Consider the following 24,780-nt stretch of genomic DNA (forward strand, 5'->3'; position numbering starts at 1 on the left):
GCTTCCTCAGTGAGGTCGTAATGACACAGTGTGTTTTCGTCAGCACAGCAATGCCCGGGCCTGTGCAACTTGTGCACTGGCCAGCATAAGAAAACGAGAGTGATTGACCGGCGATGAAATCGCCGGTATTCGTTACCGCTGAATTATTGCTTCAAAGAATTCAGGTAATCCTGATGCCACTCTTCTGGCAATGCTTCCAGCATGGATTCAACCGTCGTTTTGGCCTTGTCTTTAAAGGTCAACGCAGACTGATAACCCAGGTCACCTACCGCAATGCCGTTGGCGAACATGGTTTCCTCGGTAGCGTCAGTGCCTTTGACCGGCTCCAGTTCAAGGTTATGAACGGTGTCGTTAAACATGACAGCACTCACGGCAACCACGGTGGACGATCCGGCATCGGTTGACAGCACATCACCGGTGACCACTTCATTCGCCCAAACCACACCGCGTGCCGTCACAACAGGGTGTGTCTCCGTTAACAGCACGTTGTTTCCTAAGCTGTCTGTCAGGCTGATCATTGGGATGGCTTCGTAACCAATCGACGTATCTTGAACTTCCTTCACGCCGTCGGCAGTGGCCACCAGATCGCCCACGTAAACGTCTTCAATCGCTTTGGTGGTGCCATCGGCCATGGAAATCAGCGTGCCTTTAGCGATACAGCTGTATTCGAAGTACAAGAACGGTAGTTTGTCTTCAAACACCCAGTCGCTGTGCACGTTGCTCATGTCTGCGTTTTCTGCAACAAACACAGTTTCGATAGTTTCCGGATTACCCATGTCGTCCGTAAATGGGTGGAAGCGGTCTTCAGTGGTGTTTACATCACCGTCGAGGTCGATCGTATCCTGCGACTTAACTTTGATGCGGATTTCCCATTGCACGTTTTCAAATCGTTTAAACAACGTACCGGTGGTATCGGCGCCCACACCAAAAATCGCTTCGTCCATGGGGATGTCCCACGTTAAACGCGTTCCCACGAACCCTTCGGCATCCACGAAGTGACGTTTTTCGACGTAGTCGACGAAGGTTTCACCGGTGGTCGGGTTACGCATGCTGGCCCACTCGCCTGCTGCGCTGGCGTTACCGGCCATAATCCAGGCACCTGTTTCATTGCCCAAAATGGCAGCTGACCCTTCACCCGGAGCGAAGATGTCGGTAATTTCGTGGAAGGTTTCAATCTGCCCACGCAATGGAATCTTTACTTTCAATAACGCATTCGGGGTGTCACGTGGATACAGTTGCGGAATGTCGCAGTCACCGTGGTCGCGGTTCAAACAAACTTTGATATTGGGTGCACCTGCGGCTTGATTTTCAGGCGTTTGCGCGGGCGCATCAACCGTCAGGGTTCCATTGTGGCTGGACTCACCGCTCATCAACGCGCGAGCGTAAACCTTGTTGGTCATCTTATGGAACTGGCTTTGACCGGACGTGTCTTTCGTCATCGCGAAGGATTCGATGGTGAACTGATCGGTCTCTTTATAATTGGCGGCGATGTATGAAGCGTCGATATCGCCTAACGCCAGTGACCGGTTCGCTTCAGATGCGTATGTGCGACGTGAACCCGGCACGCCAATCTGTTTACCGGCAGGGTCTTTCAACACAACTGTGGTATAGCCAAAGCTTAAATCACCAGTCACGTTAACCGTAGCTGAGTTGATCAATCGTTCTTCATTTGTCTTGGCATTCACAAACGCTTTTGGTGCCAATACGGAATGGTGCATGGTTTCCTCAACCGCCAGCCGTGAAATCGCTTCTGGGTATAGCGTAGGACGCATAAGGGCTTCCGTGCGGGCCTGCTGCACCATTTTGAAAAACATGGGCGATTTTTCTGGTGTGGTATTGGCGTAGCCGATGTGTTCCATAATCACGGCAAAGTCATCACTGTTGCCCGGATTAAGGTAACCGTTCGTCCCCGGACGCTGATTCACGTATGGTTTCTGTGCGCGATTGTCTTTGCTCTTGGCAACAACCACCGATGAGCCTTCCGAAACCAGTGAGCCCGCGACCGCGGACGTGCCAATGACCGCGATTGCGGAGATGGCGACGGCTAAAAACTTCTTATTCATATTGTTTTTCCTTTTCGTTGCGTTCAATGGATCCAATGCTCAATGCACTGCGTGTAGCCAGAGCAATCAGACAGGGGTAAACCTCATTCAAATCTTAAAATGTAGTCTTCTGTTTCTCCGTTGTACTGCGCGTCATTCACCTCTTCGCAAGCGGACGGATTTGCCCGAGCCTTTGCGAATACGCGAATTCTGGTTTCGCCGGCCTCGATTTCACCAGAGCTGAGCACTATGTTGGCGTATTGCCGTTCTTTTTGAGCGATGCTGTCGAGATAGACGACTTCATCGTCAGCGAATACTTTGTCTTTGTTTCTATCGAGCCAGATACCTACGTGACGATCGAAACCGTTGAAAGCATGTGACACTTCAACACTGATATAAAAGTTGGCGGGCTGAGTTATGGTTCGCTTGATCAACGATGCGTCGAACAGGGTGTAACCAGAACTGACGTTGGCATCGGTGGCATTAACCAAAACGTTTTCATAACCACCGTGGTGCACGGCGACCTTTTTGATGGCGATACCTCCAGTGGCACTGCCAGCCTGACAATAGTCATCGTTGCCGCCACTGTCGTCGCCGCTAATGGTCACCGTATGTTGAGCAGTAGAAACCAAGGTTGTGTTATCGAACATGCGCAACTCAATGTCGTATCGACCGGCTTCGGTCACGGTTAACGATGCATGACGAGTAGATGCAAAATCGATAAAGCTGCTACCACCGGTGGCGCGGTAACGCCAGGACCAAGCGACGTTTTCCGGTTCATCTGTGCTGTTGTTGGTGAATGTTGCGGTAAATCCGGTTGGCGGCACATTGGGTGTGAATGCCGCGACAGGGTCTGGCGTTGGGTCTGTCTGATACGACAAACGAACGGCATAGTCTTCGTACTCACCGGAGGTTGCGTGCGCGCATGGGCGCTCCATATTCGACCAGTCCATCACCACACGAAGCCGGGTGATTTGATCGCGCGCCGCAGTATCGATCTCGGGTAAGGAGAAACTCGCGTTCACAACGCCTTTACTGCGTGCGTTATACAGCTGTTCACCGGCATCATCGAAGTCATGATCACCATTCAGGTCCACGTAGAGGGTCCATCGCCGGCGGTAGTCGTTATCATTTGGCGTCAGTGTGATAGTGTTTTCACCCGAGGTCAGCAACGACAACGGTGCCAGATGGGTGTAGTCGGCGTAGCCACTCGGTTGGGTTTGCGTTTGCGGAAACGACTCGCCATTCACAGACACCTGTTTGATGTAATCGGTCGTACCGCCAAACCCGCTGGGCGTACAGTAGTCTGGTGTGAGATCCAACTCGCGCACAATAGTATCGGTACGACGGCTGTCATCCGCGGTTAACGCCACTGCCAAAGATTCAATGCCTTCCAGTTGTGTTAGCAGCAGTGTGTCGTTCTTTGAGTGGGTGGTTTGGTCAATACTGCCGTCGTAATTGGTATCCCAACGGTACGCGACGGTACTTGACCATTGCGAGGAGGTTTTGTTAATCAACCGAATGTCAGAGAAAACGCGTTCGTAGTCGAACAACGCAACCAAATCATCGGTGACCGCCAGATAAACATCGGCTTTGGCGAACGCCAGTATCACGGCCCGGCGAACGTCTTGCAGACTGACACTGTCTGGCAATTCGGAATTCGAACGGAAGGTATCCGCGACAGACAACATACATTGCGCGGCATCGGCGTATTGCATCGAGTAAGACCAGCAATTGGCCGCGGCGGTTATCCATAGGTCGTACGCAATTAATGGCGTCCAGTCATCGTTATCATTGACCAGATGATAAAAAGCTTTGTTCATTGGACCGGCCAGATGATGCCCGGTGACTTCCACATTCCAGTCTTTTGCTGAGTCGATCGATTTTCCATCGAGTGAAGGTTGTGTGAAGTAGCGCGCGGCGGCGTCCAGTGTTGGCTTAAACACTTCAGCGCCGTACTTCCAGTCGTTTGAGCGCGACTGCGTTTGGCGAATAGCGTATTCGGTTGCTTCACCGGCAATATCCGCAAAGGACTCCGCTATGCCCATGGAAATACCGGCGCTTTGATTGATCTGGCTGTAACGTTCAAGAACCGCGTGCGCGAGTTCATGACCGATGATATCCGCCGAGACTTTCGGGTAGAAGTCGACATCGCCATTTCCAAGCGCGATAAATTGACCATTCCACGAAGCGTTATCCGTTGCGCCATAATTCGCTTTTACAATAAGTGGGTCGGATGATTTCAACGGCCCTTGCCATTGCGTGAGGGTGAATCGCTCATAAAGATTGAACGCGACCTGCGCGTGAAACGCAGCGTCGTTCAACGGAGCAAACGCGCCATTGAGGTAAGTGTTCTCTCCGGGTTTAATGCCGCCATCGCTGTTGCAGCGATACCAATACGCCGCAGTGGCGTCAGGTCCATCCATCACCACCACATTGTTCTTCCAGGTACCACTGGGCGACAATGCCATGGTGCAACGGTCTCCATTTCGGTCGACCAGAAATGTTTGTGCGGACAGGGCATCGAGCTCTGAATTCACTGGCGAATAGGTGTACTGAGACGTCATCTCGTTACCACCGGGCCCACGACCGGCCTGTACAGAGCGATGCAGAGTATCCTGTGAATCAACGATGTCTCCAGAATCCGGATTCACGAAAAGCAAAGGCCGAAGGAAAAGCCCGGCGTCTTTATTTTCAGCATTAAATGAAAGCCGGATGACGGACTGTGCCTGTCCATCGACAATGTGAACCACCGGCTTTGCAAGCGGTTGAGACACAGCCCACTGACCAGAAGACATATCGGCCAGATAGTTTTCAATCCAAACGTTCGCCTGCTCGGAACTTGATTCATCGGCCGTATACAAACTCACCATGGCTGTCGCTGACTTTTGGATATTCTTATTCAGGTCGGCCGCAATGCCATCATAGACAGAGCCAAACACACGTTGGACACGACCTTGATTATCGAGCTGTACCACGATGCGTGCGCCTTCAACATCCTGACCGTTATAGGTTTGCTGTAAATGCTTGAAACGCGCCAGCACGTGGTCTGGTGTAATGTCACGAAAACTCAGTGCTTCCTGAGTATTTAAGAAAGACGAAACCTGCTGCGACAGACTGTTGGCGCTCACTCCGCTGGCCTTGAGCGTTGTCTGGAAGGAGGTGTTCTTTGTTGTATCTTTGTTGACCTGCGATTTTTCTGTCGCAGCCAATGTTGCGCCCGATGCTGCAATGACGCTGGCCATGACAAGTGTCTTCACTTTGAATATGACATTGAATGTTTGGTTTTCTCTAGGCAATAGCATGGCTCTCCCAACCCTCCCCGGCTTGAGCAAAATGTGTTTTAAAATGTTGAGTGTCTGACGACGACAACCGACGTTTTTCAGGCAAAAGGAAACCCATGGGCGCTCAGAAGCCCATTGCCCTTTTTTCAGAAATTACTCGTTGGTTTGATCGACGCGTGGTCTTCGCAGGTAACTGGGGCAAACGTTATCGCCTTAGGTTACGCGCGACTCAATGGGTCATGTTGTTATCTTAGAGAAGTGCATACAGGCATCCTTTTATAAAGTTATTATTGCGAATAGGTACGTCTTGTTTTTTGAACTTCATACCTTTCTGTTGCGAACCCGACGACCGAAGTATCGCCGTCAAATACGCGGCGAACCCGGAATAGCCGCAACAAAAGCAAGCCAATGAAGAGTGGAAATAAAAATGTGATTGCCCCTGCTTTTGGCAGTGCATCACGGGACATGGTTTTTTGCTGTTGGAACGTTCGTCCATTCTCGGTTAATGATAGAGTCACGGTAATTTGCTGCACGTCTTTTCCGATGGAATCGACGTCGTATTTATGCTCATGCGTGGCTTTAAATTCAGTGAACTCCTGATGATTTCCATCACCATAATCCCAACGCCAATGCGCGCTTTCACTATACTTTTCGCTGATGTTGGTAAAGGTCACCGTCGCGGTCTTTTTATTTACACTAAATTCAAAGTCCGGTTCAGGGTTCTTTGCAGGCACGTCGACAGTCTGCTGCTTCTGGAAGACAACTTGCTCCGTGGTAATCAATTGCAACTCAACGGTGACCGGGCCAAAGCTCGCCAGTTCTAGCACCGAATTCTGTTCATTGGAGAATACGGCCCAGTCTGCGGAATCTTTCTGATAGCGCCAAACCCATTGGGCACCCTCTGGAATGGCTTCGCTGGTGTTGCTCAGTGTGACCGAGTAGGTGCCAGGTGTCACAGTTGCCGTGAAATTGGCTTCCGGCACGCGAACCAACGTGACTGTATAGTCTTCATACTCGCCCAGTGCATCGCCGAGACAGGGGTCGGTCTGGAAACTCCAGTTTCGGACCAGTCGCAACCGGGTCTGTTTGCCTTCGACCGCCAGCGAGCGATCCACGTCGACGGTTACGCTTTTTTCTGAGGTGATTTTACTGAGGTCAAATAACACTTCGCTGGTCTTATCAAATCGATGGTCTCCGTTGAAGTCGACATAGGCGGACCAATAGGAGGATTCGCTATTGTTCGGTGTCACCACAAACGAGTTTTCGGCATTTAAATACAAAGGCAGCGGCGGTTGGGCCGTATGGTCACCGTAACCATCAGGGTCTGCGCCGGTTTCGGCGTAACGCGCGCCGTTCAAGCCGAACTGTTGAATATAGTCAGCCCCGTTATTGCTACGGGCGGGCAAACAAAATCGGCTACCGAGGAAAATATTGCGTTGGTATTCGTCACTCGCGTCACCGCCAGTTGCCGTCAAACGCACATCGATGTTCGTCTCATTCTCGGCGACGTCAACAATAACCTTGTCGGTCAACAATTGGGTTTGTGCAAAGGGCTCGGTTTGTCCACGGGCAAACCATTGGAACTGATAGCCTTCAGGTCCCGGTATTGAACTGGCGTTTAGCAACTGCACATCGTCGAAATAGGGTTCTGCATCGAACAGGGCGATCAAGGCGGTTGAATCGGTGGCAAAAACATCCGCCTTGGCAAAGGCAAGTATCAATGCGCGGCGAATATTGGCAGATGTCCAGGTTGGCGCCAGTTCCGTATTGTTGGCGCGAAAGGTGTCGACCGAATCAACAAGGCATTGCGCTGCCGTCGGGTAGAGGGTGGCGGGAACCCAGCAATCGGTCGCCGCGGTTATCCACAGATCGAACCCTATGATCGGGTTCCAGCCCGCATTCTCGGTAATCAGATGGAAAAAGGCCTTGTTCAATGGGCCCGCCTGATGGTGCCCTTTTACTGTAACGTTCCAGTCTTTAACAGAACTGATGGATTTGCCATCCAATTCTGGGTTCTCGAAATAGCGAGCAGCGTCTTCCAACGTTGGCTTGAACGTTTCGGCAGCGTATTTCCAATCGTTCTCGGCGCCTTCCATCTGTGCAATGGCGTATTCCGTCGCTTCACCCGCTATATCGCCAAACGATTCCGCTATACCCAAAGGCACACCGGAATTCTGGTTAATCAGGCTGTAGTGCTCCAGAAACGCATGGCCCAGTTCGTGACCTAAGGTATCCGCTGATACCTTGGGCAGGAAACTGACCAAACCATCGCCCAAGGCAATGAATTCACCATTCCAGAACGCGTTGTCGCTTGGTAAGCCCCTGGATTTATAATGCACGCGCACGTCAAGCGGACGCCCGATTTCCCGTAAAGGCCCCAGGTCGCGGGTTTTGGCAAAACGTTCGTACAGGTTAAACGCGACCTGAGCGTGATAGGCGGCATCGTTAATGGGGGAATAGGCTTGCAATGTCGCCACCTGGTTCTCATCGTGCCGGCCGGTATTGACATCGCCTTCGGTTATCTCGGTACAGGTATATTCATAGACGTCAGTTCCGTCGTTACCCTTAAACAGCCGCACATTGTTTTGCCATTCACCAACGTTTGGCGTAACGAACATGGCACAGGTGGTATCCGTGCGGGTCACCAAGAAAGTACCACTGCTCAACGCATCTGTCGCATCTGGGGTGAAAGAATAATCATGCTGACCAGTCAGGGTATTACCACCTAACCCACTACCTGCCTGCACACTCCTGCGCAGACTGTCTTCGACACGCAACAGCTCACCGGTGTTTGGGTTGATCAGCAACACGGGACGAACGGTGATGTCCTGCGCGTCGTTCGTTGCCAGAAAACCGAGGCGCAGTGCACGCACAAACTGATCATTCACCCGGGCAACCACGGTTGTTTCTTTCCATTGTTGAATGCGCCAGTCGCCCTGCTGTTCAATACCTGCGAGATACGATTGAGCCACGGCTTGGGCGTCTGTGTCTGTAAATGCTTTGGCTGTATGGCGCAGCTGTTGAGCCATGGGCAAGTCAACGGCAGCGGTGTCAACCACGGAACCGTAGACACGTAAAATGTCTCCCGCTTTGTTGACCCGAACTGCAATGATAGCCTGGTCAATATCAACGCCCGCGTAGGTTTGCTGCAGCTGTTTAATGTCACCTGACGCCTGAGGCAAGGTAATATCACGGAATGAGACGGAATCGGACAGTAGAAAATAGCGCGCGAGCTGCTCTGCGAGTGGTTCCGCGATTTGTTTGGCAGAATCACTGGTGCGCGCATAAATGACAGACGCGCTGACCGTCAGCGACAGGATTAACAGGCAATGTGCAATAAAGCGGATAGAGACATCTACATGTTTTCTGCGGAGATTGATGATCATCCCTGAATAAACCTTACAAAAGAAAAACAATGTATTGACGAAGCCCAGCAAGTATTAGGAATGAATGCGCGCAATACAATGTCATTTTGATGAATAGTTCCGAATTTTTGTGACGCACTTGGAAACGATTTAAACAACATTTTTAAAGGGCGTAAAAGAAGGATCATTGCCCGATTGTTTTTTTAGAAACGTATCACAAGCCTCTTGTCACTGAGCTGACTTATTCTGGTCTCGAATAAACCGTACGTGACTTCTTAGGACGCAGCATCAAAATTGCACGTGTTTGCATTCCTGTTTTACACTCGCACGGGGAAAGTTTAGATCGTCTCAAAAAACCAATCTTAATGAGATGAGAAACCGACAACCTGCGTTATTGAGATCTGCAATTTATAACCGCAGCGTTTAAAACTATCACACCCAAATAATTAAACGGAATTAAGGACAAAGGATGACCATAGAAGCTGCCAAACAACACCATTTAAGTGAGATTAAAGCGTTGGTGGAGTCTCTAGCGCATTATTACCTGGAAGACACCACGGCTCCCTTGCCCGAGTGGTTTTCCAACACACTTACCGAACAGAGCTTCGAAGATCGGCTCAATAACCCGGATTATCAGAACTGGGTTTATCGCTCTGGTAATGAAGTGCTTGGGTACATTGCCATGAAGAATGATGGCCACCTCTACCATTTATTTGTTGCAGAACACGCACAGGGCCGAGGTATTGCGAGACAGCTTTGGGAGCATGTTTGTAAGTTAGTGCCCCAACAGACATACACCCTGCGCTCGTCGCTGTATGCAGTACCGGTGTACCGGAAGTTTGGTTTTATCGAAACTGACGCAACAGGTTTTAAAGACGGCATCGGCTTTCAACCGATGACTTACACGGTATCAGGCTAACGACAGCCAATAATGGGGACTTTGTGATGCCGGGCTACTCCGGCATACCTTTGTTTAAAAAACTGGGCTTAAAACCGGGCATGCGGCTGTACGTGAAGAACGCACCGGATGACTATTGGCAATGGATAGCACCGGCATTAGACGAAATATCGGTACTCAAGAGGCTTGGGGCCAATGTAGACATGGTTCATTTATTTACGCTTGAATGACGGGAGCTGGAATCCAACATCCCTTCGATCACGCAGAAGATCAAGAATGAAGGCATGATCTGGGTATCCTGGCCTAAGAAAGCTTCGAAAGTCCCTACCGATGTAACGGAGGATGTCATTCGCAAAGCCATATTGCCTTTAGGCTTAGTTGATGTAAAAGTCTGCGCGGTAAGTGATGTCTGGTCAGCGCTGAAGGTGGTGATTCGTAAGGAAAACCGCAGTCATTATTAACAAGCGTCGATTTACACAAAAATAGCGAGCGCTCAAAGAACGCGATCTTTAGCGGAGTCCGTTACAGGGTATCTTGCGATCTGAAACACTGACACTTGAAGACTTTTTATGAGTACAACCAACGTATGAATAGAGCCGCAACCCTCGATGAAATCAGCATACAGATCGTCAAACAAAAGCGCACGTGGACCAGACCCCTTCTGGTGGGTATAGATGGCAACGATGGCAGTGGAAAATCTTACTTCGCTAAGGAACTCAGTGAGTCTTTGCAGAAATCGGGCCTAACCTCGTTGGTTTGCTCTATCGATCATTTTCACCAAACCAGACACCTGCGCTACCGGCTTGGTAAGAACTCACCCCAAGGTTTCTTTGAAGACTCTCACAATTTGCAAGACTTGATCGACAAGCTGATCCTTCCGGTACGAAACAACGAGAATGTCGTCACCTGCCAAATATTTAATAGTGAATTGGATGAACCCTGTCTGCGGACCTGTGATATCGGGAATACGGATATCGTATTTGTTGAAGGTTTGTTTTTGCACAGAGACGAGCTCGAACAATACTGGGATTACAGCATCTACTTACAAACCAACTTCCAGATATCAGTTCGCCGGGGTAACGCCAGATTTGGGCTCAACCCAGATCCGGCGCATACGAGCAATTTCCGTTATGTAGAAGGCAACAGAATTTATCAAAACCGCTGTACCCCTTCCTTACGAGCTACCGTCGTTGTCGACAATAACGACTTGGATACTGCTCACATTGTTTAACGGTTATTGAAAACATTACTGCCAGCGCTAAGTTTAGTTTGATTAAAATTCAGCCGGCAATATCCATTTATTGCAGCGATGCCATGGTTTGGCCGGTTTTGCTAAATAGCCAGCTTTAAAGAGGCAACTCGCAAAGTCAGAGAACATCACAAAGCGGAGGGTTTGATGGTTTATCAGGGGAGAAATGAAAGGCTCAAAGCGGACATTTCAACGTTTCAAACACCGACAAATAATGAACGCCAGTGAGTTTTATTGTCCATAGCCCGGCATGGGCGGGTGCTTCATTTTGCTAAAGAATGGTGCGGACATTCTAACAATAGTTCTAGCTCAGACCGCAAAATACTGATTTCATCAGAGAACTTATAGTCTGCTTCCAGAATGTGGTAGTTATGAGCCGCTGGCAAAATCCTAGCATTCTCGCAGGTAAGTTCGTAGAAACTTACGTTTTTAAAAGACCAAGCTAAGTTTTCAACATAACTAAGTCGAGAACCAGCATACGATAAGAAAAGATCTGGGTCTCGTTGAAAGAGATATACATTTAGATCTAGTGTTTCCTCAGACCCTGTTTGCACCCCTCGCATCAAGCTGTTGAAGTTCTCTTGATAATTGAATGTTAGCGCTACTTTAGCGAAATCAACGTTATTGTACTTAGCTTCCATACCGAAATAGTAAAAAACGTTTTCTTGTAGGGAATCTGCAATGAACCGCTTTTCTGATTCAGACAACCCACGATAGCCTCGGATAGTTAACTGTCGTACACACTTCGCATATTCATCACTTGAGAACGACTCCTTGTTCAATTCCATTGGGCAAAATTCTTTACCAGAAGCAATAATTGAAATAAATAAAAGAGCAGTTGCTAATACTAGCTTCATAGGTTTTTTAACGCCCGCATTTGTGGCGCTTTTGTAGTGAGACACAAACGGAAAACCGTCCAAGCCACACAGTGGCCGATGCAACATGCGCTTGTTAGAATCCATTGCGACGCTGCTCCCTTTTAGGGTTATGTACCCATACATTGCAGCCACATTCCTTTGAATATGTTTTACCTAGGTCAGTGGTGATTTTTACTGAACACATAAATGGCTTACCACCTAATGCAGAGCCCCAATAATGATATTTATGCTTGTATTCTGCATCAAATTTAAAAGTAATGCTGACATCCCGTAACCACCCACTAGGTATTTTTCTTGACTCTAAGTCCCTCTTTAAAATACTAGATAGCAGTTTGATTGCGGGAGAAAATTCAATATCCTCAGCATCAATAGAAACAAACTGATCAACCAAATTTATGACAAATTCATCTGTGTCATTGGCATCAGCATGTTTATATAACTTCCCGATAGCCCAATATCCCTCATAGTCGAAGCTTCGACTCAGGCACCACTGAACAAGGTTGCCAGCTATACCTTTTAATTGTTTCCTTCGTGCCATAGTTAAGGACTTCTAACGCCAAGCTTTGCGGCGGTCCAAGGCCCGCCGCGTTAGCGGTTTAAGGCGGACCTGACGCAACAGTGCTTTGTTACGAGCAGTTGCGCCCACCATTGAATTAGTTTTGGATTTCTATTTGTTTCGGTTTGATCGGTGCCAACAGCAAATAAAAGACCCATGCGAACCACGATATAAAGACCATGGCTATAAGCCAAGATAGTTTTTCACCGCCTGCTACTTTCTTTGAAAATATGATTATTAGAAATGGAAGAAACCAAAAAATCAGTAAGAACTGACCTAAGAATGTGAGATTAAAGTTCATAGATTTTCCTTATCTATTTTTAGCTGGAACGCCCGCCATACAGGCGAGCAACTTGTCGCGAGTCCAAGGCACGGAGTGCCTGTTTGTGCTGGTGCCTGTTATTGTTCATTGTCAGTAATATCAAGTTCCAGCCCCTTTTCTTTTCGATAGTTCGAGTTAAGTCCCGCTCTAAAGTATTCATTCACCCATATCGGACTTAAGGAAATACCTTTACGCCACAACAGGCAATCATCAACTGTTATTGGCGAAACCTTGTCGGCAATTGTTACTGGAAACGCCTCAGTTCCTGTTTGAACAAAAACCGTAAATGAAAAATCAGATTTCCTTTCTACTGTAATAACTTCATTGACAATAGAAGCAACTTCTAAGGGCTTCTTACCGGATGAACGTATAACTCGAAACAAGCCACTTGTTAAGAGGGTTCTGTAATATACATTCAGGGCGTCAGAAAGAACTTCTACAGAATCAAAGTCTCCACCTTCAACCTTCCAGAAGTTGTTCGCATAAGAGCCAATTGAGAGCCCATCTTGGTTGTAGACTCTTCCAGTATTTAGTTCAGTCTTCCACATAGATTCAATAACGCTTACGGCAGTTGCGCGGTCTTTTTCGCGTCGACTGCCCGTGATTGTTAAGCATGGGGAGCCAGTGAAGCAACTTCATATTCCGTTGAACCACTCACTTCCTTTGCAGAAAATTCAGGAGGCATAAACGCTAAGGCTTCGGCTTCAGTTTTGAACTCTGCTTCAAGTATGGTGGGAATACCTTTACCAACGTTTATCGACATCTCGACTCCATTGTAAGGAAAGTAATATCGATGCCTAATAACTTTTATTCCTTCCATCTTAGATAAAGAGCTATATTCAATATCCGATAGATATATATTCGTTATTGGCTCGCAAATATCCGAAGTTTTTCCATATTTCTTACAAAGCTTATATTTAGTACCAATACTTGATTCTTCTTTCCGAAGACGAAGCCGTGAATCCGCTATATACAGATCAGTAAGCACTTTAGCTTTCAGCTCAGATAAATCTGGTAGTTTGTCGTCATGCACTAACCACCTTCTTTCAATTTCTAACTCAGAGTATTTCATTCTTTAGATGCTTAACGTTCAACTTTGGGGTGAGCGACAAAGGAGCGAATCCCTTGGCCCGCCGCGAAGCGGTCTTTTAGCGGGACAACTTGCAACAGTGCCTTGTTACGTATGACGTTCTAGTAGCACACAGTTTTCTTCGCTTTCAATTACGCTAAACCCGTTTTCTTTATAAAATTTAAGAGCTCTCTCATTAACGTGAAAGCACCTTAACCTTAAAGGTTTTCCTTCTTGAAGCCCTTGTATCTTACTGAGCACATTATTCCCTAACGACTGACCTTGATAATTAGGGCTCATAATTACCATATTGAGATATGTATCGGCATCATTCAAAGAATACTGTACATAGCCAAGTTTATTCTCATTTAAAACTATGAAAGAAGTATTCAACTCGAAGAAACGACTATTAAATTCGTTCGTTTGCCAATTCTCTTCCCAGCCCCAGATCTTCTCGATATGAGGTTTCATAGCAGGAACAAACATGTTCCAGATATCCGATTTATCTTCCTCAACGGCAGGTAAAAGAGCTACTTGCATGATTTCCTATACGTAACGCTTGCAGCAGTTGCGCGGTCTTTTTCGCGTCGACTGCCTGTGATTGTTACTTTCACGGGTGAGAGTTTCCATATAGATAAACAATATCTCCGTCGAAATACGCGCCATAAGAGCGCTTCTCACCACTTTTTGTCAAAACATAGCCCCCTGCTATAAGGCCGAGTTTAATATTTGCCTTAGGAGTAGCTATCTTTCTTAATACAGATATAGCTTCTTCGTGCTGAGTTTTACTGAAGGCTCTTTTCTGCGTAAAGCACGCCAACCTTTGAGAGCATCCGAACTCAATGAGAACTCTAGTTTCCAAGAGTTCGCCTTTAGGATTTTTGCTAGTGAAACCTATAACAAACCCGTTCTTAGCTTCCGTAAAGTCAATTACTTCTATTTCAATTACTGTACCTCCAGCAAAGGCGTATTTTGCTGCAATCAGTAACAGTAAGCATAGGAAAAGTCGTTTCATTGCCAGCTCTTTGAAAGTAACGCCGCCAGAACCTGAACAACAAGCGTTTTAATGGCCTGCTTTTCAAGGCCATTGCTTGCTGTTTCAGGCTGCTGGCTTTGTTAAGCATTTTTGATAAGTTTTGCATATTCCTCAGCAACGTCTTCGTCTACTTCGACACCCCGATTGCCACCATAAAGCCTATTGTTTTGGTCCTTGCGCGGTCCAGATATCCAGTATTCGTCGCCACTTTCTACTTCGTAATAGTTAGATTTATAGCCGCTACCTTTAAGGCTTTGAAATACTGAACCACGATAGTACAAAGTTTTTCCGGACTTTGAAAAATATACTCTACCTATCCTAGCTGGACCTTGAAGACCGCCAGATTTATCTTCGATATACATAATTCGTGACCGTTCGGCTCGAAATTCTTTGGGTGGAATTAGATCTTGGTCCAACTTCATCCCCATATATTCGATTTTTATTTCGCGATCGGTGAGTTTCATATGCTTAACGTCTGTGGCAGTTGCGCGGGCTGTTTCGCGTCGACTGCCCACATTTGTTAGTGCTATCCGCCAGTCGACCACACTCGATGGGAAGACTTCGATAAATTGTCATAAAACAAGACATATCCATAACTAAAATAACCATACGTTTTAAAAAGGAGATCTACACTCCCATCACTATCAAAGTCAGCCGCCTCTACTAGAGACATATCCCTTTCCAATAGTAAGAAATTCTCTGCATCAAGAAAGTAGTACCAAGTACTTAAATAACCTTCGTCAGGAGGTCCATCACATTGGTAATATTCATACTTGAAGCCAATTTGTACCAATTTGTGTTCCTTAATTGAGGAATAACTCTTCTTGGCTTCAAAGTACTCTGGCTTCCACTCTGTTGCAGTGCCTAACTCATTATCCGTACAAATGAATTGATGTGTTAATGGAATCGACTTCTTTAGCGCATCAAATGCTAGTAAGAATTCTTTCGAAGCTGGTATGTAAGGCTTCCACTGCAATCGATCTTTGTGAGAAATATTCGTTCCAACAACTAGAGGCCGATAGAGACTTCCCCAGCCAAACGCATTTCCTATGTTTTTCTTTTTAAAGGTACTTTCGCTCCCTACTAACTCATACCTGTGTTCAAAATCGCAGTTTCGAACGGTTTTTTTATGGATACAACTAGAAATGTCTTTTAATTTTATAGTTCCAACATCACGGCCATCGAAGACTACCTTCCATCTATCTTCATGCTCAAAGAATTTTCCGCTGTACTTTTGCCAAATACCATTCTCATATTCAAATAAAGGTATTACATACTGATTGTGGGAATCAAAGCCGTCGATATGTGATTCATCTAGAACGCCCAGCTGAATTGCCTCTGCATTCACGCTACTAGCCGCAAACAGTATTTGGAGTGAAAATAGTATATATCTCATATGTCACTAACGTTTTTCAACACCGGCGAAATCGCGCGCAGCGTGATTGAGTCCAATGCCCACCGCGAAGCGGATTGGTGGGCGGTGCTTGAATTTGTTAGGTACTTTTTTGCCTAGATGAGTAGACCATTATCCCCCCAACTAACCATAGTACCAATGTTACCGGGACTGTTAAGATACCGAACCATGCTATATATGCAAACGAGGGATTATATAACTCTGCTAAGAGTAAAGGGAGCGCTACCGTCCCCCATATTAACCCACTGCCAATAGCTACCAAAAGTTGCCCAGAAGCATTTCTACTCTTCCGCTCAATGGATATGTTATTGGGAACTAAACCCCACTTTATCCATACTCCGATGATTAGAAGTAAGGGTAGTGAAGAAAGGATGCAAGTTGTCGCAGTATTCAGAACATAGCTACTAGTCGACTGTCCAGTAAGTAGTGCCATCATGCTGAAATAAAAAACTATTGAACTATAAACAAAGAAAAAGTTTAAATTACCCACAGTCATTTCCTTTTGACCTAACGTTTTCGTTTTACGGCGAGCTTGCGAGTCCAAGGCCCACCGCGAAGCGATGTATTTAGGGCCTGAGTAACAACTTTTTGTTAAGACTAGCCATTATCAATTGACTTGTACGGTCCCTTTTTGAAGTTCCTTTTGAAAATCCGGAACGACAGTCTAAATAGCCAAAGCGCAAGCAGAACCATAAGTGGTCCGGTTACGACACCACCATATACAGCACCGGCTGAAAAACTCCCTTCAACCTCTACTTTATCAATTATCGCCATAACAGAAGTTAGTAGCCCTTTAACACCTACAAACAGAAAAAGTAACGCAAATGGCAATGCTAAGATGGCAAATATGTTTGCAACCAGTAGGTTGAATACATTGGCGACTTTAAACCAAAATTCAGTCATTTTCTCTCCATTAGTCTTAACGCTGAGCACAGCTGCATTTTTGGAAGCGCCGTTGTGTGGTACACACCACACAAAAAGGCGATGGAAAAAATGTCAGCTGGTGCGACTTGTTACATTTAGTTTCTGACTCGAACATGGCCGACAATTGGTCGAGATGGTCCGCATTGGTATAAATGAAACGACACATCCTTTTGAGCCATAAATGCAGCCAATATAGTGGAAGAAACTAACTCGTAGTTTTCTCCAGTTTGGCTTATTGATGCTTTATTAAGATCCAACATATATGCCGCGCCAGGATCTACCTTGCAGCCTAGAGTTGATCCTACAGTATAATCTACCTGGATATGCATTCCCCACGCTCTTGTTTCTATACCAACTATTTTCCCATACGGTGTAGTTTCTAAAGCAGCTAAACACGCTGATGATAGAAAGCAACCAAACAATACAATCAGATATTTCCTCAATTTTTAGACCTCTCGATAATAGAATGTAACGCCGCTATTACCGGCGAATTGTAGTTGATTGGATTTTTATGCTACTCAGCATAAAAACCAAGCGACGGAAATGGAGTCCGGTAGATAGCTTTGTTACATGCCGATTATATAATCGCCCGCTTTTACCTTTATTTCCATACCATCAGATTTTGCATCTTCCCATTTTTCACGATCTGAATACCCCCATTCACACATTAACCGATAATCATAATCATCAGGGGTATCTTCGATACGTACCAACTTGGGTTTCGCATTTCTTATTTCTGAACCAGCCAAAAACTTTAACCTTGAGATTGAAAGTTCTATTTCACTTATTAGACCATGAGCCTCTACATCTCTTGGATCTTCAGTAACCTTTTTCTCAAGTTCCTTTTTCCAATGGTTCAGCTTGTCTATGACATTAACGGTATTGTCATAGCTATCCCTCGCCTCTAAATATTCTTTGCTACTTACGTTTTCCATGATTCACCGTTTAGGCATGTAACGTTTGTAGCAGTTGCGCGGGCTTTTTCGCGTCGACTGCCTGCATTTGTTAATTTCAGAGGCTGATCGCATAGTTTGCCTCTGTTATTTTTAGCTCAATGTCTGCGATTTCTGCGGCTTCAGCGTTTGTATATCTACAGCTAATGCTAATTGAAGCTGTTCCACCTGGCTCGATTGCTGAATAGTAATTCTCGCTACAAGAATTAACGAGGATGTCATTTACCAGTATAAAAGCTTGAACATGTATATTTTCATATACTTGATCTGAGAGATTTTGGATAGAAGTCTTCACTATGAGACTTGAAGCAAAACCAGATGATGTAGTTACCGGCCCCAATATAATGTCCGTGGGATCAATTCTCTTTCCTAAGAAAACTGTCTGCTGATCAGCCGGAGAAATTGCGCCAGTATCCATACGGAATGCTAATGCAGCCACAATAAACGCAGTTACAGAGATAACGACTAAAAAGCCGATTCCATATGCTATTCCTGTTGCTACGTTTTTTAAGAATCCTTTCATTTCCATACCCTAGAAATTAACAGTTTATTCGTACGCTACTGCGTATTTTTAATGCGCACATATGTAATTGCCTGAAACAATCCTATGTCGCCTCTAAGTCAAGCATATTGAGAGCTTCCGCATTGGATGTCAATTTGACCATCCTTATTTTTGTGCTCCAGCACAAGTATTTTAAATAACCAAGCACTTCAAACACCCGATTTTCCTAGTGTCGACCCTCATCGCAGATATTCGTTTTCTGGACCTTCCTCTGAGTTTTTAAGCATCAGCTCATATATCTGCCAATTCCCCGGATATGTAAGCGCAAGCATCACTATTTTGTGATCGGTTTCTCGGGTCTTTTCCAAATCCGACTCCATACTGCTTGGATATACATATTCGATGTACAATGAAATGTACATTTACGAGAAAATCAGGACCGATTGATATCCGTACCGCATTACCCGAAAAGCCCAAAGGCTTCTTAGATCAATTCAGAGTATTTATTCGTTCACGCGGTCTCGCCTACGCCACAGAAAAAACTTACCTGCTTTGGGCGAAACGCTTTGTCAGATTTAGCAAGTACCAATACCCAAAAACTTTAGGCTTCAGAATACCGACAATTTAAAAGGTGTATCAGCGAGTGGGTTGGGACGCCGTTGAATCCGTTTGCCACTGCGCCATTTCTTCTTCTATAAAATAATGCACGAGATCGCGATACATTTTTTCTATCACATCAGGGCTCAATCCCTCAGAGGCTGCCCAGTGTCGTCGCTGTTCCAACATCGCTCGTTGGCGTTCCGGTGCTCGCACAGAAGACTCGTTTTTCTTATAGGATGAAGCCGCTTTCACGTACTGAAATCGCTTGCCCAGAATCGCAATGATTTCGCGGTCCATATCATCGATTTCCCGGCGAATGTCATCCATCCCCTTACACTTTTCCGGTTCAATCCTGTTCTCGTACTGCATGTATTCGTCTTCTCCTGCGAACTCAACGTTGTGAAAAGTAGGTGTGTTACTATCAAGTACGCAGTGTGGATATTTTCATGAACACCCAGGGCGCACCAAAAGACAACCAAAAACCAATTATGGCGTAGCGAATTAAATCGGCGATGTGAGAATTGAACGGCAGAAGCATTTTCAAACCGATTTTTAACAACAGAAGAACTGCCAACCCAAAGATAAATTTAACCGCCTTTTGCCACCAACGTCCGCCTGGCTGGTAGTTGAGAACTTTCAGATCTAACTGCATACCGGCCAGAAACCCTAACGCGGCACCAAAAACAGTCACCAAATCCTTATTGTCCGGGTAGGCAAAATAGGCCAAAAAGAACGGCAATAGTAACAGCCACAATAACCCGCGATGCGTACGCTCGGCATAGGCCATAAACCAATTGACAAACAGTACCCAGAGCAAACCAATACCGATGCCCGCCAGTACATCCATTGGCCAATGTACGCCTAAATACAAACGAGACAGTGCGACCAGCACGATCATGGCCGCACACATCAAGCTAAACCAACGCGTTTTCACCTGAATGGCGATGGCTGTCCAAAACGAAGCGGCACCCTGGGTGTGCCCACTGGGGAAGGAGTGGCCTGTCGCTGTGTGGGTGCGCAGAGAGTCGATACCCTCCATACCAATGGGCCGTTCTAGCGCAATGACACTTTTTAGCGTCGGGTTCAGTACCATACTGGATAAAAAGGCAAAGCCGATTTGATGCGCCATACGCTTGTTCTGACACCAAAGCAGCCAGGCGGCAATCGCTATATAAAAGGTCTCCTCAGCAGTAAAAGAGATGAACTGAAAAAAACCATCCAACACTGGATGTCGAAATTGCTGCAACCATTGCAACACGTTTAATTGCCAATCCATGAGATTCCCTGTTTTCGTCGAATGCACCAATATCGCAATTCCACCTGAAAATTTCCAGCCAAGAAATGAACCCTAACGCGTGTTGGCATTAATCCAGATCAAATAAGCGAATAACACCGTGACCTGTGCACTTTCCAATATGACCCGGATTCTTTATCATCCCGGCCACACTTTCTCGGCACATCCGTGCCCTTCTCAAGGAATTATGATGAAGAGAACCCTACTGAAAACCACCGCACTCGCCGCATGCCTGACTGTGGTGACAGCCCCCAGCTACGCCTTTGACCTGTTCGGATGGTTCAAAAAAGACAACAGTATTGACGCCATGATCGAGCACGTTCCCGCGGATACGGCTTTTTTCTTTGGCGGCATCAGCGATCCTGAATATCTGGAAAGTGCAGATCAGATGATTCAATCGATTGACTACAGCGAGATGAGCAAAGGACTCACGGAGCTGTTTGAAGTACTACCGGAATCCAAAGGGTTGGATATTCTGTCGTGGATGCTTGATGACTATTACGCCACCCTGCCTGAAGGCACAGAAAAACTGTATGCGCACTATGGGTTGGATACCAAAGGCGCCAGTGTCTTTTATATGGACGGCCTGTATCCGGTTATGCGAGTTGCCGTTAAAGACGAGGAAGCGTTTCTAAACGTGCTGAAAACCGGTGCAAAGACAGTAGACCTGGCATTGGGCACGGCAACCATCGACGGCAACAGCCTAACCACGATTGAGCTGGTCAACGAAGACAATGCCTCCATTCATCTCGGCATTCTGGTTAAGGATAAGGTATTAACCCTCTCTGCCCTGTCAAACAAAGACAGTGACGCAGCAAAAGCGCAACGCTTCGCACTGGCGAAGCCAGCCACGGCAATGAACCCAGACCTTTGGGACGAAGACGGTGATACTTATGAATTTAATGAGTACTTCCGCGGCTATGTCAGCTTGCTGAATATCGCCAAATCACTGCTGAATGAAGATTCTCAAGCGATTCAACAGATTCTGGCCTTTGCCGGAGACGACGCACCCGATTTCTCGGCACTGCAGGGGCAATGCAAAAACGACGTTCTGAACATGGTTGCCGGTACGCCACGATTCGTGATTGGCCTGAATGACTATCAACTCGATGGCTCTACCATGACCAGCGAACTCAGCTACGCGCTGGAAGTTAAAAATGAATCGGTATTGGGCGAGCTGCAAAAACTGCGTGGATTCAATCCCGGTTACATCACGAACAACGATGCATTAGCGTTCGGCATCAGCCTCGGCATTTCAGCCGATGCGCTATCTCCGGTATTAACCAGTTTATGGACGCAATTCACTCAAGCTGAATTTAGCTGCGAGCAGTTGCAGAAAATGCAAGCGCAAGCCAGTAGCTTTAACCCAGCGATGATCGCCATGTTTACCGGCATGGCGCAGGGACTATCGGGCATCAGTGCAGGTGTGTTCGACGTTATGCTGGATGAATCTCTGCCTGCGGGTGGTCGTTTTGACATGATCGCATCCGTCACCGCCGAAAAGCCTGAGGTTCTGGCTGCGTTAATCAGTAACTACCTGCCCATGTTGCAGGGTACTCAGATTCCGACAGATGGGACGCCGGTTAACCTGGCTGACAACGGCCTGCCGATGGACATCTTCCTGGCTATCAAAGGCAAACACCTGGTGGCTTACAGCGGCGAACAGGGTACGAAGGTCGCCAATGCTATGGCGAACGAACCCAACACCGCAAACGGCACAGCAGCGCTGGCATTGGATTACCAGAAAACCGCCGACGTTCTGCTGACAGCCATTGGCCCTTGGTCTGCTTATTCTCAAGATGAAAGTTGCACTGAGTTTTACAGCGCCGCACTGATGCTTAAGAGCTTCCCGGCACGTCTCACAGGGCGCGACGATATTACGGCCAATGGTTTCGAAGCCAATTGGACAATGTCGATGAGTGACATTCAAAGCATCATGAACCGTTACGGCAACAGCATCAGCGGTGAATACGCGCTTGAATATCTGGATTACGACTGCAGCTGGGTTGCCATCGGCACCGAAACATTGAATGACGACGGCACCGGAATGTACTCAGAGCAAGATGAAAGCGGCAGCTGTAATGTCTACGAGAGCCGTTACCAGTGGAACAACGCGATGGGAATCATGGTTCAAAGAGAATCGGTTAACCAATACCGCGACAGTTGTGACGAAGAATGGTACGAAGATGAACCCTATGACTTTACCTGTCAGGTTCTGGCCAACGACGACACCGGTTTCTATTGTTTAGAAAGTGGAGAAGACGAGCCAACTCTGCACCGCTATACACGCCAATAGATAACACTTTTTAAAAATCCCCGCTAATGCGGGGATTTTTTTGTCATCATTTCGACCATCTAATTTTAGTTAGCCCGCCCAAAAATTTCATCGATGAGTGCAATCATAAGTTTCGGATCAGATGATTCCCGCTCCAGTGCATTCATGAATTAATCTCAGAAGTAAACATACAAATTCACGAACTACGAAACAGCAACGGTTAAAACCGTTTGTTACGATTCAAATGGGCTTTTTCTGTGTGACCAATCTCTCATCCTTTGTGACGCTCTCTGTACGACTACCGTTTCGCTCCTTAGCATGGCCGGTGCTAAAAAAAAACAACTCAATGGACAATCGGGAAGGTCGAGTCCCGTAAAAGGAATTATTTCTATGCTGAAAAAAAACACGCTCAATAAAATCAAACAGCAAAGCATCGTTACGCTTGCCTGTCTCTGGCTTACGGCCTGTCAGGTGGAAACACTCAACGAGCCTGATGCAACGCCCGTTTCCGATCAAAGCCTAGCAAAAGCATCGCTGACTGAGGTTGGCGCAACGTCAATGTGTAATGCGGTACCGATAAGCGGAGGACTGTACACCCTGGTCAATCGACAATCCGGACTGGCCTTGGATGTTTACCGCAAAGAGACAGAAGCCGGCACGGCGATCATTCAATGGCGACCAACAGGCGCGGCGAATCAAACATTCAAAGTCACCCGGGTTGATGGCAATTACTGGAACATTGAAGCCACTCACAGCGGTATGTCACTGGACGTATTGGGTTTTGCGGATTACGACAACGCCGCTATCGTGCAATGGCCTTATCTGAGCGGACCAAATCAACAGTGGCATTTAGTCAAATCCAGCTCTGGTGGGTTCAGCGTACGTGCCAGACATTCTGGCAAAGCGCTCACGGCATCTTCGGATCAGATTGGCGCGGCCGTTGTTCAAAAGCAGGAACAGGGAGAAGGTTTACAGCGCTGGTATTTCAATCCGACCAATGGCTTCTGCCAAGATGCCGTTGGTTTTGCCAATGAACCGGGCTCTGACGGCCTGCAAAGCACAACGGGCGGTGCTGCCGGATCGATGATCGTCGCTGAAACCTGTGATCAACTGAAGAACGCCTTAACCAATGACAGCGCACTGACCGTTTTCATTCCGGATACCACATTGGACTGCCGAACTCAGCCTCGGAAGATCCAAGCCTGTGAGATTTCTTGTCCCTCCTATCGAGAACCTGAAAAAACGTTCTATCGGGTGCCGGTTGGTAACCAGACCTGTACAGAGCTTGGCAGCAATACCAACGCAACGGTGACGCAACCCCGATACGATATACGCATTAACGTGAAGTCCAACAAAACGCTGGTAGGGCTCGGTGCCAACAGTCGATTACTGGGCGTTAGCCTGAACCTGTCTGGCCAGAAAAACATTATTGTCAGTAATCTCAGTATTGAAGAAATCAACCCTCATTTGGTGGAAGCCGGTGACGCAATCAGCGCCGACAACGCCAGTCACATTTGGATAGACCATGTAAAAACCAAGCGCATCAGCGATGGACACCTGGATGCTCGTAGCAGCCAGAACATGACGTTAAGCTGGAACCATTTCGACGGATTTAACGGTTATGTTTGCGGCAGACAACATCACTACACCCTGTTACTTCAAGATTCTCAGGCGACACTGCATCATAATTATTTTGATCACGTCTCCGGTCGTAACCCTAAACTGGTTGGAGACAAAACCCGGGTACATCTGTTTAACAACTATTGGAAGAACGTGACTTATTTCGCGATCAGCACCGCGAACAGAGCCGAGGCCTTGATCGAAAACAATGTGTTCGAAAACAGCCGTCGTCCTCACTGGAACGAATCAGGCTATATGAACGCGCTAGGGAACATCTATACCGGCATCTCTGCCACGGACCCAGAACGGGACAGCGGCAACGCGGTGTTCGGCGACGTGAATCTCTACTCTTATCGGTTAGATGACCCGGCAACGTTACCTGACTCCGTTGCCACTCAGGCGGGTCCTCGTTAACAGCCCCTGCAGAAGAGCATGGCCGCACCGGCTATGCTTTTCTGTCTTTTCAATCCGATATTTCTCAAGCCCGAATTTATAATAC

The 24,780-nt window shown here is 47.0% G+C and carries 24 protein-coding genes; 8 read left to right on the plus strand and 16 right to left on the minus strand.

Annotation, left to right across the window (positions count from 1 at the left end):
* Nucleotides 1–143 precede the first annotated feature (143 nt).
* Together IYN85_RS13130 and IYN85_RS13135 are read right to left on the minus strand one after the other, a co-directional pair.
* Nucleotides 144–2,063: a Hint domain-containing protein gene (locus tag IYN85_RS13130; RefSeq protein WP_196159368.1), complete on the minus strand. Its 1,920-nt coding sequence runs from the start codon at nucleotides 2,061–2,063 to the stop codon at nucleotides 144–146.
* An 83-nt stretch (nucleotides 2,064–2,146) separates the two neighbouring features.
* Nucleotides 2,147–5,347, minus strand: coding sequence for a GEVED domain-containing protein (locus IYN85_RS13135; RefSeq protein WP_196159369.1), 3,201 nt, complete (start codon nucleotides 5,345–5,347; stop codon nucleotides 2,147–2,149).
* 95 nt (nucleotides 5,348–5,442) lie between these two features.
* Between IYN85_RS13135 and IYN85_RS13140 the strand changes: the two genes are divergently transcribed.
* Nucleotides 5,443–5,580, plus strand: a complete 138-nt coding sequence (locus IYN85_RS13140; protein ID WP_196159370.1) for a hypothetical protein — start codon at nucleotides 5,443–5,445, stop codon at nucleotides 5,578–5,580.
* 33 nt (nucleotides 5,581–5,613) lie between these two features.
* Here IYN85_RS13140 and IYN85_RS13145 read toward each other — a convergent pair whose 3' ends face one another.
* Complete coding sequence (locus IYN85_RS13145; protein WP_196159371.1) at nucleotides 5,614–8,712, minus strand: GEVED domain-containing protein; 3,099 nt, start codon at nucleotides 8,710–8,712, stop codon at nucleotides 5,614–5,616.
* 448 nt (nucleotides 8,713–9,160) lie between these two features.
* On the opposite strand from IYN85_RS13145, the gene IYN85_RS13150 reads away from it, so the two are divergent.
* The 4 genes from IYN85_RS13150 (at nucleotide 9,161) to IYN85_RS13160 (ending at nucleotide 10,820) form a co-directional block, all read left to right on the plus strand.
* On the plus strand, nucleotides 9,161–9,610 hold the full coding sequence (locus IYN85_RS13150; RefSeq protein ID WP_196159372.1) for a GNAT family N-acetyltransferase: 450 nt from the start codon (nucleotides 9,161–9,163) through the stop codon (nucleotides 9,608–9,610).
* A 26-nt stretch (nucleotides 9,611–9,636) separates the two neighbouring features.
* Entirely contained in the window at nucleotides 9,637–9,819 is a 183-nt protein-coding gene (locus IYN85_RS25910) for a hypothetical protein (protein WP_230390726.1), read from the plus strand.
* A gap of 54 nt (nucleotides 9,820–9,873) precedes the next feature.
* Nucleotides 9,874–10,050 carry a hypothetical protein gene (locus tag IYN85_RS25915; protein WP_230390727.1) on the plus strand — a complete coding sequence of 59 codons (177 nt, stop codon included), beginning with the start codon at nucleotides 9,874–9,876 and terminating at the stop codon, nucleotides 10,048–10,050.
* 125 nt (nucleotides 10,051–10,175) lie between these two features.
* On the plus strand, nucleotides 10,176–10,820 hold the full coding sequence (locus IYN85_RS13160) for a uridine kinase (protein WP_196159373.1): 645 nt from the start codon (nucleotides 10,176–10,178) through the stop codon (nucleotides 10,818–10,820).
* A 281-nt stretch (nucleotides 10,821–11,101) separates the two neighbouring features.
* On the opposite strand, the gene IYN85_RS13165 is transcribed toward IYN85_RS13160, so the two are convergent.
* From IYN85_RS13165 to IYN85_RS13215, 11 genes are all read right to left on the minus strand, one after another.
* Entirely contained in the window at nucleotides 11,102–11,800 is a 699-nt protein-coding gene (locus IYN85_RS13165; RefSeq protein WP_196159374.1) for a hypothetical protein, read from the minus strand.
* Nucleotides 11,790–12,254 carry a hypothetical protein gene (locus tag IYN85_RS13170; RefSeq protein WP_196159375.1) on the minus strand — a complete coding sequence of 155 codons (465 nt, stop codon included), beginning with the start codon at nucleotides 12,252–12,254 and terminating at the stop codon, nucleotides 11,790–11,792. Before IYN85_RS13170 ends, IYN85_RS13165 begins: the two co-directional genes overlap by 11 nt.
* A 417-nt stretch (nucleotides 12,255–12,671) precedes the next feature.
* On the minus strand, nucleotides 12,672–13,142 hold the full coding sequence (locus IYN85_RS13175) for a hypothetical protein (RefSeq protein WP_196159376.1): 471 nt from the start codon (nucleotides 13,140–13,142) through the stop codon (nucleotides 12,672–12,674).
* Between the two features lie 59 nt (nucleotides 13,143–13,201).
* Nucleotides 13,202–13,666: a hypothetical protein gene (locus tag IYN85_RS13180; protein ID WP_196159377.1), complete on the minus strand. Its 465-nt coding sequence runs from the start codon at nucleotides 13,664–13,666 to the stop codon at nucleotides 13,202–13,204.
* Between the two features lie 105 nt (nucleotides 13,667–13,771).
* On the minus strand, nucleotides 13,772–14,203 hold the full coding sequence (locus tag IYN85_RS13185) for a GNAT family N-acetyltransferase (protein WP_196159378.1): 432 nt from the start codon (nucleotides 14,201–14,203) through the stop codon (nucleotides 13,772–13,774).
* Nucleotides 14,204–14,273: 70 nt separating this feature from the next.
* A complete protein-coding gene (locus IYN85_RS13190) occupies nucleotides 14,274–14,678 on the minus strand; it encodes a hypothetical protein (RefSeq protein ID WP_196159379.1) in 405 nt (134 codons plus the stop codon).
* A gap of 101 nt (nucleotides 14,679–14,779) precedes the next feature.
* Nucleotides 14,780–15,163 (minus strand): 1-deoxy-D-xylulose-5-phosphate synthase, encoded by a 384-nt coding sequence (locus tag IYN85_RS13195; protein ID WP_230390728.1) that lies wholly within the window; start codon nucleotides 15,161–15,163, stop codon nucleotides 14,780–14,782.
* Nucleotides 15,164–15,225: 62 nt separating this feature from the next.
* Nucleotides 15,226–16,047 (minus strand): hypothetical protein, encoded by an 822-nt coding sequence (locus IYN85_RS13200; protein WP_196159380.1) that lies wholly within the window; start codon nucleotides 16,045–16,047, stop codon nucleotides 15,226–15,228.
* A 663-nt stretch (nucleotides 16,048–16,710) separates the two neighbouring features.
* Nucleotides 16,711–17,016, minus strand: coding sequence for a hypothetical protein (locus tag IYN85_RS13205; RefSeq protein ID WP_196159381.1), 306 nt, complete (start codon nucleotides 17,014–17,016; stop codon nucleotides 16,711–16,713).
* A 587-nt stretch (nucleotides 17,017–17,603) separates the two neighbouring features.
* Nucleotides 17,604–17,972 carry a hypothetical protein gene (locus tag IYN85_RS13210; protein ID WP_196159382.1) on the minus strand — a complete coding sequence of 123 codons (369 nt, stop codon included), beginning with the start codon at nucleotides 17,970–17,972 and terminating at the stop codon, nucleotides 17,604–17,606.
* 76 nt (nucleotides 17,973–18,048) lie between these two features.
* Nucleotides 18,049–18,513, minus strand: coding sequence for a hypothetical protein (locus IYN85_RS13215; RefSeq protein ID WP_196159383.1), 465 nt, complete (start codon nucleotides 18,511–18,513; stop codon nucleotides 18,049–18,051).
* A gap of 388 nt (nucleotides 18,514–18,901) precedes the next feature.
* Here IYN85_RS13215 and IYN85_RS13220 point away from each other — a divergent pair, with 388 nt between their 5' ends.
* On the plus strand, nucleotides 18,902–19,120 hold the full coding sequence (locus IYN85_RS13220; protein ID WP_230390729.1) for a phage integrase N-terminal SAM-like domain-containing protein: 219 nt from the start codon (nucleotides 18,902–18,904) through the stop codon (nucleotides 19,118–19,120).
* An 8-nt stretch (nucleotides 19,121–19,128) separates the two neighbouring features.
* Here the strand turns inward: IYN85_RS13220 and IYN85_RS13225 are convergent, their stop codons facing one another.
* Nucleotides 19,129–19,461 carry an isochorismate lyase gene (locus tag IYN85_RS13225; RefSeq protein ID WP_196159384.1) on the minus strand — a complete coding sequence of 111 codons (333 nt, stop codon included), beginning with the start codon at nucleotides 19,459–19,461 and terminating at the stop codon, nucleotides 19,129–19,131.
* A 52-nt stretch (nucleotides 19,462–19,513) separates the two neighbouring features.
* Nucleotides 19,514–20,368 carry a phosphatase PAP2 family protein gene (locus tag IYN85_RS13230; RefSeq protein ID WP_196159385.1) on the minus strand — a complete coding sequence of 285 codons (855 nt, stop codon included), beginning with the start codon at nucleotides 20,366–20,368 and terminating at the stop codon, nucleotides 19,514–19,516.
* 208 nt (nucleotides 20,369–20,576) lie between these two features.
* Between IYN85_RS13230 and IYN85_RS13235 the strand changes: the two genes are divergently transcribed.
* Both IYN85_RS13235 and IYN85_RS13240 read left to right on the plus strand, forming a co-directional pair.
* Nucleotides 20,577–22,682 (plus strand): hypothetical protein, encoded by a 2,106-nt coding sequence (locus tag IYN85_RS13235; protein WP_196159386.1) that lies wholly within the window; start codon nucleotides 20,577–20,579, stop codon nucleotides 22,680–22,682.
* Nucleotides 22,683–23,051: 369 nt separating this feature from the next.
* A complete protein-coding gene (locus tag IYN85_RS13240; RefSeq protein ID WP_196159387.1) occupies nucleotides 23,052–24,695 on the plus strand; it encodes an RICIN domain-containing protein in 1,644 nt (547 codons plus the stop codon).
* Nucleotides 24,696–24,780: the final 85 nt, after the last annotated feature.

This window comes from Reinekea sp. G2M2-21 (assembly GCF_015687175.1).
Lineage (GTDB): Bacteria > Pseudomonadota > Gammaproteobacteria > Pseudomonadales > Natronospirillaceae > Reinekea.

Coding starts and splice junctions, on each gene's coding strand:
- IYN85_RS13145 (WP_196159371.1), bottom strand. CDS start 8,712: ATGATCATCAATCTCCGCAGAAAACATGTAGATGTCTCTATCCGCTTT.
- IYN85_RS25910 (WP_230390726.1), top strand. CDS start 9,637: ATGCCGGGCTACTCCGGCATACCTTTGTTTAAAAAACTGGGCTTAAAA.
- IYN85_RS13180 (WP_196159377.1), bottom strand. CDS start 13,666: ATGAAATACTCTGAGTTAGAAATTGAAAGAAGGTGGTTAGTGCATGAC.
- IYN85_RS25915 (WP_230390727.1), top strand. CDS start 9,874: ATGATCTGGGTATCCTGGCCTAAGAAAGCTTCGAAAGTCCCTACCGAT.
- IYN85_RS13210 (WP_196159382.1), bottom strand. CDS start 17,972: ATGGAAAACGTAAGTAGCAAAGAATATTTAGAGGCGAGGGATAGCTAT.
- IYN85_RS13130 (WP_196159368.1), bottom strand. CDS start 2,063: ATGAATAAGAAGTTTTTAGCCGTCGCCATCTCCGCAATCGCGGTCATT.
- IYN85_RS13230 (WP_196159385.1), bottom strand. CDS start 20,368: ATGGATTGGCAATTAAACGTGTTGCAATGGTTGCAGCAATTTCGACAT.
- IYN85_RS13195 (WP_230390728.1), bottom strand. CDS start 15,163: ATGAAACTCACCGATCGCGAAATAAAAATCGAATATATGGGGATGAAG.
- IYN85_RS13135 (WP_196159369.1), bottom strand. CDS start 5,347: ATGCTATTGCCTAGAGAAAACCAAACATTCAATGTCATATTCAAAGTG.
- IYN85_RS13165 (WP_196159374.1), bottom strand. CDS start 11,800: ATGGATTCTAACAAGCGCATGTTGCATCGGCCACTGTGTGGCTTGGAC.
- IYN85_RS13150 (WP_196159372.1), top strand. CDS start 9,161: ATGACCATAGAAGCTGCCAAACAACACCATTTAAGTGAGATTAAAGCG.
- IYN85_RS13170 (WP_196159375.1), bottom strand. CDS start 12,254: ATGGCACGAAGGAAACAATTAAAAGGTATAGCTGGCAACCTTGTTCAG.
- IYN85_RS13215 (WP_196159383.1), bottom strand. CDS start 18,513: ATGAAAGGATTCTTAAAAAACGTAGCAACAGGAATAGCATATGGAATC.
- IYN85_RS13205 (WP_196159381.1), bottom strand. CDS start 17,016: ATGACTGAATTTTGGTTTAAAGTCGCCAATGTATTCAACCTACTGGTT.
- IYN85_RS13190 (WP_196159379.1), bottom strand. CDS start 14,678: ATGAAACGACTTTTCCTATGCTTACTGTTACTGATTGCAGCAAAATAC.
- IYN85_RS13240 (WP_196159387.1), top strand. CDS start 23,052: ATGCTGAAAAAAAACACGCTCAATAAAATCAAACAGCAAAGCATCGTT.
- IYN85_RS13185 (WP_196159378.1), bottom strand. CDS start 14,203: ATGCAAGTAGCTCTTTTACCTGCCGTTGAGGAAGATAAATCGGATATC.
- IYN85_RS13140 (WP_196159370.1), top strand. CDS start 5,443: ATGGGCGCTCAGAAGCCCATTGCCCTTTTTTCAGAAATTACTCGTTGG.
- IYN85_RS13225 (WP_196159384.1), bottom strand. CDS start 19,461: ATGCAGTACGAGAACAGGATTGAACCGGAAAAGTGTAAGGGGATGGAT.
- IYN85_RS13235 (WP_196159386.1), top strand. CDS start 20,577: ATGAAGAGAACCCTACTGAAAACCACCGCACTCGCCGCATGCCTGACT.
- IYN85_RS13175 (WP_196159376.1), bottom strand. CDS start 13,142: ATGTGGAAGACTGAACTAAATACTGGAAGAGTCTACAACCAAGATGGG.
- IYN85_RS13220 (WP_230390729.1), top strand. CDS start 18,902: ATGAAATGTACATTTACGAGAAAATCAGGACCGATTGATATCCGTACC.
- IYN85_RS13160 (WP_196159373.1), top strand. CDS start 10,176: ATGAATAGAGCCGCAACCCTCGATGAAATCAGCATACAGATCGTCAAA.